This window comes from Ramlibacter sp. (assembly GCF_028292805.1).
Lineage (GTDB): Bacteria > Pseudomonadota > Gammaproteobacteria > Burkholderiales > Burkholderiaceae_C > Ramlibacter.
This window is the reverse complement of the sequence record NZ_JAQGLS010000085.1, coordinates 1-9798: the sequence shown is the minus strand read 5'-3', so window position 1 is coordinate 9798 and position 9798 is coordinate 1. Positions and strand designations below refer to the sequence as shown.

Genomic DNA, 9798 nt, shown 5'->3' with positions numbered 1-9798 from the left:
GCAGATGTACTACGCGCTGGCCACCTACGGCGCGGCCGAATCGCTCGGCCTGATCGTCAACCTGTCGCTGGTCCGCGAGCTCGGGCCCGTCGTCACCGCGCTGCTGTTCGCCGGCCGCGCCGGCACCTCGCTGACGGCCGAGATCGGCCTGATGAAAGCCGGCGAGCAGCTGTCGGCCATGGAGATGATGGCCGTCGATCCGGTGCAGCGCATCCTGGCGCCGCGGTTTTGGGCCGGCGTGATCGTGATGCCCTTGCTGGCCGCGGTGTTCAGCGCGGTCGGCATCATCGGCGGCTGGGTTGTCGGGGTGCTGATGATCGGTGTCGACCCCGGCGCCTTCTGGAGCCAGATGCAGGGCGGGGTGGACGTGTTCCAGGACGTAGGCAATGGCGTCCTCAAGAGCCTGGTGTTCGGCGTCGCCGTCACCTTCATCGCCGTGCTGCAAGGCTTCACGGCCAAGCCGACACCGGAAGGCGTGGCGCGCGCCACCACCCGCACGGTGGTCATGGCATCGCTGGCAGTGCTGGCATTGGATTTCCTGCTGACAGCTTTGATGTTCAGCATTTAAGACATGGCCCATCCCCGAAACGGCCTGCGCCGCCTGCCCCTCAAGGGGGCTCCCGCAGCGGCCCGGAAAAGCCGGTTCCGCCGGGTCTGTGGAATGGCCGCGCGCTTTTGTCGAGTGTGCGTAGTGACGACGCAATGGAGAAGTAAAGATGGAACGTACCAAGAATGATGTATGGGTCGGCTTGTTCGTGCTGATCGGCGCGGCAGCCCTGGTGTTCCTGGCATTGCAGTCGGCCAACCTGCTGTCGCTGAGCTTTGGCACCAGTTATCCGGTGAGCGCGCGCTTCGACAATATCGGAGGCCTGAAGCCCAAGGCGGCGGTCAAGAGTGCCGGCGTCGTGGTCGGCCGGGTGGAGGCCATCACCTTCGACGACAAGACTTTCCAGGCCCGCGTCCACCTCAACATGGACAGCCGCTACCAGTTTCCCAAGGACAGTTCGCTCAAGATCCTGACCAGTGGGCTGCTCGGTGAGCAATATGTGGGAGTGGAAGCGGGTGCTGACGAAAAGGTTTTGGCGGCAGGCGATACCATTGCCAGCACGCAATCCGCGGTGGTGCTGGAAAACCTGATCGGGCAGTTCCTGTACAACAAGGCAGCGGACGGACCGGCGACTCCAGGGACGAGCCAGAAAAAGTGAAAACCAATCTATTTGCGACGCGACGCGTCGCTGTCTGCCTGTTGCTGGCCGGAAGCCTTGCCATGCTGGCCGGCTGCGCCACGGTCCCCCATCCGAACCCCAGCGACCCGTGGGAGCCGATGAACCGCAAGGTCTCGCAATTCAACGACGGGCTCGACGCCATGCTGCTGCGGCCGGTGGCGACGATCTACAAGGACCACGTGCCGCCGCTGGTGCGCACCGGTGTCGCCAACTTCTTCGGTAACCTGGGCGACATGTGGTCGTTCGTCAACAGCTCGCTGCAAGGCAGGATGCAGGACGCCGCGGAAAACCTGGCCCGGGTCCAGCTCAACACCATCTGGGGCGTGTTCGGCATCTTCGACGTCGCCAGCGAGTTCAACATCGAGCGCCACCGCGAGGATTTCGGCCAGACGCTCGGGCGCTGGGGCATCGGCTCCGGTCCCTACCTGGTGCTGCCGTTCTTCGGCCCGTCGACGCTGCGCGACACCGTGGCCCTGCCGATCGACCGCCAGGCCGACCTGGTCAGCCGCATCGTTCCCTACAACACCCGCTACAGCCTCTACACGCTGCGCGCGGTCAGCCAGCGCTCCAACCTGTTGCGCGCGGGCGCGGTGCTGGAGGAAGCCGCGCTCGACAAGTACAGCTTCACCCGCGACGCCCACCTGCAACGGCGCCGCGCCGAGATCTACCAGCCGGACGATCCGCGCCGCGACGTGCCGCCGCCGCTGCCCGACGCCGGCTCCATTGCCGCGCCACCGCCGCAGGCCAATCCCGCCGGCCAGCCGGCGTCGGCGCCGGGCGGCTGAAGCTTGCAGGCTGTTGCAAACGCCCGGCAAAGCCGCGAACCTGCGGCCACGGCCGTGCTCCAACAGCGATGCCGGCTCGGCCGGCCAAAACAAGGATGATGATGACAATGCAACGACGTACCCTGATCCACTGTGCCGCCGCCATGCTCGCCACCTCCCTCGGGTTGGGCGGGCTGCCACTGGCGCACGCCGCGGACGAGGCGCCGGATGCGCTGGTCAAGCGCCTGTCCGACGACGTGCTGGCGGCGATCAAGGCCGACAAGAGCATCCAGGCCGGCGACATCACCAAGGTGATCGGACTGGTCGACGCCAGGATCTTGCCGCACCTGAATTTCCAGCGGATGACGGCCTCGGCGGTCGGCCCGGCCTGGCGCCAGGCCAGCCCCGAGCAGCAAAAGCGCCTGCAGGACGAATTCAAGATCCTGCTGGTGCGCACTTATTCGGGCGCGCTGGCCCAGGTGGCCGATGAAACCGTCAGCGTCAAGCCGCTGCGCGCGGCGCCGGCCGACACCGAGGTCGTGGTGCGCACCGAGATCCGCGGCCGCGGCGAGCCGATCCAGCTGGACTACCGGATGGAGAAGACCCCGGGCCAGGGCGCGGGCTGGAAGATCTACAACCTGAACGTGCTGGGTGTCTGGCTGGTGGAAACCTATCGCAGCCAGTTCGCGGCCGAAATCAACGCCAAGGGCGTGGACGGGCTGATCGCATCGCTGTCGGCCCGCAACAAGACCAACGCCGGCCGCACCTGATGCTGGTGCTGCCCGACGCCATGACGCACGCACAGGCGCCTGCCTGCTGCCGCATGCTGGCGCAGGCCTTGCGCTCGGATCCGTCGCCGCACGCGGTGGCGGATGCGTCGGCGCTGCGCCACTTCGACTCTTCGGTGCTGGCGGTGCTGCTCGATTGCCGGCGCGAGGCGCTGGCGCTGGGCAAGACTTTCGCGGTCAACCAGCTGCCGGCGCGCTTGCGCGAGCTGGCCACCCTGTACGGGGTTTCCGAGCTGCTGCCGGCCGCGCCGTAGCGGCGGTATTGGCCGCACGGCGGCGGGGCCGGACGCCGCCCCGTAAAATGGCCGGTTGCTCATGCCCGCCATCTCCTTTCAGTCCGTCTCCAAGACCTACGACACCCCCCACGGCAACTTCCAGGCGCTCGACCACGTCGCCTTCGACATCGAGGAGGGCGAATTCTTCGGCCTGCTCGGACCGAACGGCGCCGGCAAGACCACCTTGATCAGCATCCTGGCCGGCCTGGCGCGCGCCAGCGCCGGCAAGGTGCTGGTGCGCGGCCACGACGTGCACAAGGACTACGCGCAAGCGCGCCGCCAGCTGGGCGTGGTGCCGCAGGAGCTGGTGTTCGACCCCTTCTTCACGGTGCGCGAGGCGCTGCGGATCCAGTCCGGCTATTTCGGCGTGAAGAACAACGACGGCTGGATCGACGAGCTGCTCTCCAGCCTGGGCCTGGCCGACAAGGCGAACGCGAACATGCGCCAGCTGTCCGGCGGCATGAAGCGGCGCGTGCTGGTGGCGCAGGCGCTGGTGCACCGGCCGCCGGTGATCGTGCTGGACGAGCCCACCGCCGGCGTCGACGTGGAGCTGCGCCAGACGCTGTGGCAGTTCATCGCGCGCCTGAACAAGGAAGGGCACACGGTGCTGCTCACCACCCATTACCTGGAAGAAGCCGAGGCGCTGTGCGGGCGCATTGCCATGCTCAAGACCGGCCGCGTGGTGGCGCTGGAGCGCACCAGCGAACTGCTCAAGGCGGCGTCGAGCAACGTGCTGCGCTTCAAGCTCGATGGGCCGCTGCCGCCGCAGTTCCAGGGCAAGGCCCGCGTCACCGGCCGCATCGTGCAGCTGCCGGCGCACGACGCCCACGAGATCGAGCAGCACCTGGCCGTGATCCGGCACGCCGGCCTGCGCGTCGAAGACGTCGAGATCCGCAAGGCGGACCTGGAAGACGTGTTCATCGACGTGATGGCGGCCGCGGGCCGGGCAGAGGCGCTGGCATGAGCCGCCGGGCCGCCCCGAGGCGAATCCCGCAGCGCGCAGCGCGAAGGGCAGTCAAGTGACCGGCTGGCAAACCCTTTTGTACAAGGAGACGCTGCGCTTCTGGAAGGTCGGCTTCCAGACCGTGGCCGCGCCGGTGCTGACCGCGCTGCTGTATCTGCTGATCTTCGGGCACGTGCTGGCCGACCACGTCAAGGTCTACGACAACATCGGCTACGCCGCCTTCCTGGTGCCGGGCCTGGTGATGATGAGCGTGCTGCAGAACGCCTTCGCCAACAGCTCCTCGTCGCTGGTGCAAAGCAAGATCATGGGCAGCCTGGTGTTCGTGCTGCTCACGCCGCTGTCGCACTGGAGCTGGTTCGTCGCCTACGTGGGCTCGTCGATCATCCGCGGCCTGTGCGTGGGCCTGGGCGTGCTGCTGGTGACCACCTGGTTCACCGACCTGCAGTTCGCCGCGCCGCTGTGGATCCTGGTGTTCGCGGTGCTGGGCGCCGGCATGCTGGGCACGCTGGGCGTGATCGCCGGCCTGTGGGCCGAGAAGTTCGACCAGATGGCGGCGTTCCAGAACTTCGTCATCATGCCGATGACGTTCCTGTCCGGCGTGTTCTATTCCATCCATTCGCTGCCGCCGTTCTGGCAGCGCGTGAGCCACCTCAACCCGTTCTTCTACATGATCGACGGCTTTCGCTACGGCTTCTTCGGCATCAGCGACGTCTCGCCCTGGCTCAGCCTGGCAATCGTCGGCACGGCGATGCTGGTGGTCGGGTCGCTGGCGGTGCATTTGCTGCGCATCGGCTACAAGATCCGCAGCTGAAGGGAAGAATGTTGACCCTCACGCTTGTCACTACATGTACGGCGCTGCCTCCCGGGGGGTCCAGGCCTCCCAGGGGCGGCCCGTCGGAGGATTTATGACCGCCAACGAACTGCGCTCCATCATCGCCGCCGGCCTGCCGTGCGAGCACCTCGAAGTCGACGGCGACGGCCGCCACTGGTCCACGGTGGTCGTGTCAGCCGAGTTCGCCGGGCTGCGTACGCTGCAGCGGCACCAGCGCGTCTATGCCACGCTCGGTGCGAGAATGCAGACTGACGAGGTGCACGCCTTGTCGATCAAGACCTTCACGCCCGCCGAGTGGGCAACCCAAACGAATTGACGCCATGGACAAGCTCCTGATTCGCGGCGGCCGGCCGCTGCGCGGCGAGATCCGCATTTCCGGCGCCAAGAACGCCGCCCTGCCGGAGCTGTGCGCCGCGCTGCTCACGGCCGAGCCGATGACGCTGCAGAACATCCCCCGCCTGCAGGACGTGGCGACGATGCTCAAGCTGATCCGCAACATGGGCGCGAGGGCGGAGTTCAGCCCGGACGGCTGCGTCCTGATCGACTCGAGCCAGCTGCACTTTCCGGAAGCCCCCTACGAGATGGTCAAGACCATGCGCGCCGCGGTGCTGGCTCTGGGGCCGCTGCTGGCGCGCTTTGGCGAAGCCACGGTGTCGCTGCCCGGCGGCTGCGCCATCGGCTCGCGGCCGGTGGACCAGCACATCAAGGGCCTGCAGGCAATGGGCGCGGAGATCGTCGTCGAACACGGCTACATGATCGCCAAGCTGCCAAAAGGCTGGAGCCGCCTGAAGGGAGCCAACATCACCACCGACATGGTGACCGTGACCGGCACCGAGAACTTCATGATGGCGGCGGCGCTGGCCGAAGGCGAGACCGTGCTGGAAAACGCCGCGCAGGAGCCCGAGATCACCGACCTGGGCGACATGCTGATCGCGATGGGTGCCAAGGTTGAAGGCCACGGCACCAGCCGCATCCGCATTCAGGGCGTGGACAAGCTGCATGGCGCCACCCACCGCGTGGTGGCCGACCGGATCGAGGCCGGCACCTTCCTGTGCGCCGTGGCCGCCGCCGGCGGCGAGGCCGTGCTGCTGGAAGCGCGGGCCGACCACCTGGGCGCGGTCATCGAGAAGCTGCGCGCGGCCGGCGTCACGGTGGAAGCCGTCGAGGGTGGCCTGAAGGTCAGCGCTTCCGGCCGCCTGAAGGCGCAAGGTTTCCGCACCACCGAATACCCGGGCTTTCCGACCGACATGCAGGCCCAGTTCATGGCGCTCAACTGCATCTCCGAAGGCACGGCCGAAGTGGTCGAAACCATCTTCGAAAACCGCTTCATGCACGTCAACGAGATGCTTCGCCTGGGCGCGAAGATCGTCGTCGACGGCAAGGTGGCGGTGACCGAAGGAGTCACCCAGCTGTCGGGGGCCACCGTGATGGCGACCGACCTGCGCGCCTCCGCAAGCCTGGTGATCGCCGGCCTGGTGGCCGACGGCGACACGCTGGTCGACCGCATCTACCACCTGGACCGCGGCTACGAGGCGATGGAAGCCAAGCTGCGCCAGCTGGGCGCGGACATCGAGAGGGTGAAATGATGAAATGGGGCCCCCGCGCTCCGCACCTGGTGTGGTCGCTGCCTCCCGAGGGGGCGTTCGCGCCCCGTGAGGCGGCTCGGCCGAGCGCGAAATGATCACGCTGGCGCTGTCCAAGGGCCGCATCTTCGATGAAACCTTGCCGCTGCTGTCGGCTGCGGGCATCGAAGTACTGGAAGACCCGGCCAAGTCGCGCAAGCTGATTCTGGCGACCAGCCAGCCCGACCTGCGGGTGGTGATCGTGCGCGCCAGCGACGTGCCGACCTACGTGCAGTACGGCGGCGCCGATCTCGGCGTGACCGGCAAGGACACCCTGATCGAGCACGGCAGCCAGGGGCTGTACCAGCCGCTGGACCTGCAGATCGCAAAGTGCCGCGTCAGCGTCGCGGTGCGCTCCGATTTCGACTACGCCAAGGCAGTGCGGCAAGGTTCGCGACTGCGCGTGGCCACCAAGTACGTGAGCATCGCGCGCGACTTTTTCGCCGCCAAGGGCGTGCACGTCGACCTGATCAAGCTGTATGGCTCGATGGAGCTGGCGCCTCTGACCGGCCTGGCTGACGCCATCGTCGATCTGGTCTCCACCGGCAACACGCTCAAGGCCAACCACCTGGTCGAGGTCGAGCAGATCATGCAGATCAGCTCCCGCCTGGTGGTGAACCAGGCCGCGCTCAAGCTCAAGCAGGAACCGATTCGTCGCCTGATCGACGTCTTCTCGCGCACCGTCGCCGCCACCGCCACCGCCACCGCCTGACATGACCTTCTCCGCCCAGCCCTTGCGCCTTGCCACCACCGACGCCGGCTTCGATGCTGCGCTGGCGGCGCGTCTGCATTGGTCGGCCGAGACCGACGACGGGGTGGAGCAAGCCGTGGCCGGCATCGTCGACGACGTGCGGCGGCGCGGCGATGCCGCGGTGCTGGAATACACCCGCCGCTTCGACATGGAGGCCGCTTCGGTGGCCGAACTGGAACTGATGCCGGCGCAGCTGAAGGCGGCCTTCGACGGCTTGCCCGCCATGCAGCGCGAGGCGCTGGAGTTCGCCGCCCGCCGCGTGCGCAGCTACCACGAGGCCCAAAAGACGGCCTCGGGTCTGAGCTGGCAGTACCGCGACGAGGACGGCACCTTGCTGGGCCAGAAGGTGACGCCGCTGGACCGCGTCGGCATCTACGTGCCGGGCGGCAAGGCGGCCTATCCGTCGTCGGTGCTGATGAACGCGATTCCGGCCCGGGTCGCCGGCGTGGCCGAGATCATCATGGTGGTGCCGACGCCGCGCGGCGAGAAGAGCGCGCTGGTGCTGGCGGCCGCCCACGTGGCCGGCGTCAGCCGCGTCTTCACCATCGGCGGGGCCCAGGCCGTGGCGGCGCTGGCCTACGGCACGCAGACGGTGCCGCGGGTGGACAAGGTCACGGGCCCGGGCAATGCCTACGTGGCCAGTGCCAAGCGCCGCGTGTTCGGCCAGGTCGGCATCGACATGATCGCCGGCCCGAGCGAAATCCTGGTGCTGGCCGACGGCAGCACGCCGCCCGACTGGGTGGCCATGGACCTGTTCTCGCAGGCCGAGCACGACGAACTGGCGCAAAGCATCCTGCTGTGCCCGGACGCCGGCTACATCGAGCAGGTGCAGCGCGAGATCGAGCGGCTGCTGCCGGAGATGCCGCGCGCCGAAATCATCGCCAAGTCGCTGACCGGGCGCGGCGCGTTGATCCTGACGCGCAGCATGCAAGAAGCTTGCGAGATCAGCAACCGGATCGCCCCCGAGCACCTGGAGATCGCCAGCTCCGAGCCGCACCGCTGGGAGCCGCTGTTGCGCCACGCCGGCGCCATCTTCCTGGGCGCGTACACCAGCGAGTCACTGGGCGACTACTGCGCCGGCCCGAACCACGTGCTGCCCACCAGCAGCACGGCGCGCTTTTCCAGCCCGCTGGGGGTGTACGACTTCCAAAAGCGCAGCAGCCTGATCGAGGTGACGCAAGCCGGCGCCCAGACGCTGGGCCGGGTTGCCGCCGAACTCGCCTATGGCGAAGGCCTGCAGGCCCACGCCCGGGCGGCGGAGCTGCGGCTGAAGCGTTAGCATTGGCCGGGCGGACTCCGCCTGCCCCTGTCTTCCTGTGTTCCCCCGCCGCAGCCTGCGGCCATTTCCCTTTTTGTTTCCATGAGCGCCTTCGTCGACCAGCTGATCGCCACCCACATCCGCCAGGACGTGCAGTCCATGCACGCCTACGCGATCCAGGATTCGAAGGGCTACACCAAGCTGGACGCCATGGAGAACCCGCACCAGCTGCCGCCGCAGCTGCGGCAGGCGCTGGGCGAGCGGTTGGCCCAGGTGGCGCTGAACCGCTATCCCGGTGAGCGCGTGACCGACCTGCAGCAGGCGCTGGCCCGCCATGCCGGCATGCCGGCCGGCTGCGCCCTGATGCTGGGCAACGGCTCGGACGAACTGATTTCGCTGCTGGCGATGGCCTGCGACGTGCCCGGGGCCAGCATCCTGGCGCCGCAGCCCGGCTTCGTCATGTACGCCCTGAGCGCGCAGCTGCAAGGGCTGAAGTTCATCGGCGTCGACCTCACGCCCGATTTCGAGCTGGACGAGCCGGCGATGCTGGCGGCGATCGAGCAGCACCGGCCCAGCATCGTCTATCTGGCCTATCCCAACAATCCCACAGCCAACCTGTGGGACGACGCCACCATCGAAAAAATCGTGCGCGCCGCCCCCGGCCTGGTGGTGATCGACGAGGCTTATCAGCCGTTTTCCAGCCGCAGCTATGTCGACCGGCTGGCGGCCAACCCGCACGTGCTGCTGATGCGCACCATGAGCAAATTCGGTCTGGCCGGTGTGCGGATCGGCTACATGATGGGCTGCGCCGAACTGGTGGCGCAGCTCGACAAGGTGCGCCCGCCCTACAACATCAGCGTGCTCAACTGCGAGGCGGCGCTGTTCGCCCTGGAGCACGAAGACGTGTTCGCTGGCCAGGCGGCCGACATCCGGAGCGAGCGCGCCCGCCTGCAGCAGGCGCTGTCCGCTCTGCCGGGCGTGAAGGCCTGGCCCAGCGACGCCAACATGATCCTGGTGCGGGTGCCGGATGCCAGTCGCACCTTCGAGGAATTGAAGGCCCGCGGCGTGCTCATCAAGAACATTTCTAAAATGCATCCTTTGCTGGCCGATTGCCTGCGCCTGACCGTCGGCACCGCCGACGAGAACACGCAACTGCTGGCTGGCTTGCAGGCCTCCCCATGACCATCCCCATCGCCCCGCCGAATGAAATCACGAGTCCCCACCGACAAGCGGTGGTGACCCGCCAGACCGCCGAAACCAAGATCAGCGTCAAGGTCAACCTTGACGGCACGGGGCAGGCGAAGCTGGCCACCGGCAT

12 protein-coding genes and 1 pseudogene are annotated in these 9798 nt (G+C 67.6%); all 13 read left to right on the top strand.

Annotation, left to right across the window (positions count from 1 at the left end):
* Positions 1-568, top strand: a 568-nt coding sequence (gene mlaE, locus JWP65_RS04685) for a lipid asymmetry maintenance ABC transporter permease subunit MlaE (protein WP_299760818.1), incomplete at its 5' end; no start/stop codon positions are given.
* Positions 569-716: 148 nt separating this feature from the next.
* Positions 717-1205, top strand: a complete 489-nt coding sequence (gene mlaD / locus JWP65_RS04680; protein ID WP_299760816.1) for an outer membrane lipid asymmetry maintenance protein MlaD — start codon at positions 717-719, stop codon at positions 1203-1205.
* Between the two features lie 62 nt (positions 1206-1267).
* A complete protein-coding gene (locus JWP65_RS04675; protein ID WP_299760814.1) occupies positions 1268-2011 on the top strand; it encodes a VacJ family lipoprotein in 744 nt (247 codons plus the stop codon).
* Between the two features lie 101 nt (positions 2012-2112).
* On the top strand, positions 2113-2760 hold the full coding sequence (locus JWP65_RS04670) for a phospholipid-binding protein MlaC (protein WP_299760812.1): 648 nt from the start codon (positions 2113-2115) through the stop codon (positions 2758-2760).
* Positions 2760-3032, top strand: coding sequence for a lipid asymmetry maintenance protein MlaB (locus tag JWP65_RS04665; RefSeq protein WP_299760810.1), 273 nt, complete (start codon positions 2760-2762; stop codon positions 3030-3032). Before JWP65_RS04670 ends, JWP65_RS04665 begins: the two co-directional genes overlap by 1 nt.
* Positions 3033-3093: 61 nt before the next feature.
* Positions 3094-4017, top strand: coding sequence for an ABC transporter ATP-binding protein (locus JWP65_RS04660; protein ID WP_299760808.1), 924 nt, complete (start codon positions 3094-3096; stop codon positions 4015-4017).
* Positions 4018-4072: 55 nt separating this feature from the next.
* Complete coding sequence (locus JWP65_RS04655) at positions 4073-4828, top strand: ABC transporter permease (protein ID WP_299760806.1); 756 nt, start codon at positions 4073-4075, stop codon at positions 4826-4828.
* A 94-nt stretch (positions 4829-4922) separates the two neighbouring features.
* The gene (locus JWP65_RS04650) at positions 4923-5165 is read left to right on the top strand and encodes a BolA family protein (protein WP_299760804.1); all 243 of its coding nucleotides are present in this window, start codon (positions 4923-4925) and stop codon (positions 5163-5165) included.
* A gap of 4 nt (positions 5166-5169) precedes the next feature.
* Complete coding sequence (murA, locus tag JWP65_RS04645) at positions 5170-6435, top strand: UDP-N-acetylglucosamine 1-carboxyvinyltransferase (RefSeq protein WP_299760802.1); 1266 nt, start codon at positions 5170-5172, stop codon at positions 6433-6435.
* Positions 6436-6526: 91 nt separating this feature from the next.
* Positions 6527-7183 carry an ATP phosphoribosyltransferase gene (gene hisG, locus JWP65_RS04640; protein ID WP_299760801.1) on the top strand — a complete coding sequence of 219 codons (657 nt, stop codon included), beginning with the start codon at positions 6527-6529 and terminating at the stop codon, positions 7181-7183.
* Position 7184: 1 nt separating this feature from the next.
* A complete protein-coding gene (hisD, locus tag JWP65_RS04635; RefSeq protein ID WP_299760800.1) occupies positions 7185-8501 on the top strand; it encodes a histidinol dehydrogenase in 1317 nt (438 codons plus the stop codon).
* Between the two features lie 81 nt (positions 8502-8582).
* Entirely contained in the window at positions 8583-9662 is a 1080-nt protein-coding gene (gene hisC / locus JWP65_RS04630; protein WP_299760798.1) for a histidinol-phosphate transaminase, read from the top strand.
* A pseudogene (locus JWP65_RS04625) lies at positions 9659-9798 on the top strand (imidazoleglycerol-phosphate dehydratase); the annotation flags it as partial. The gene hisC and the pseudogene JWP65_RS04625, both read left to right, overlap by 4 nt.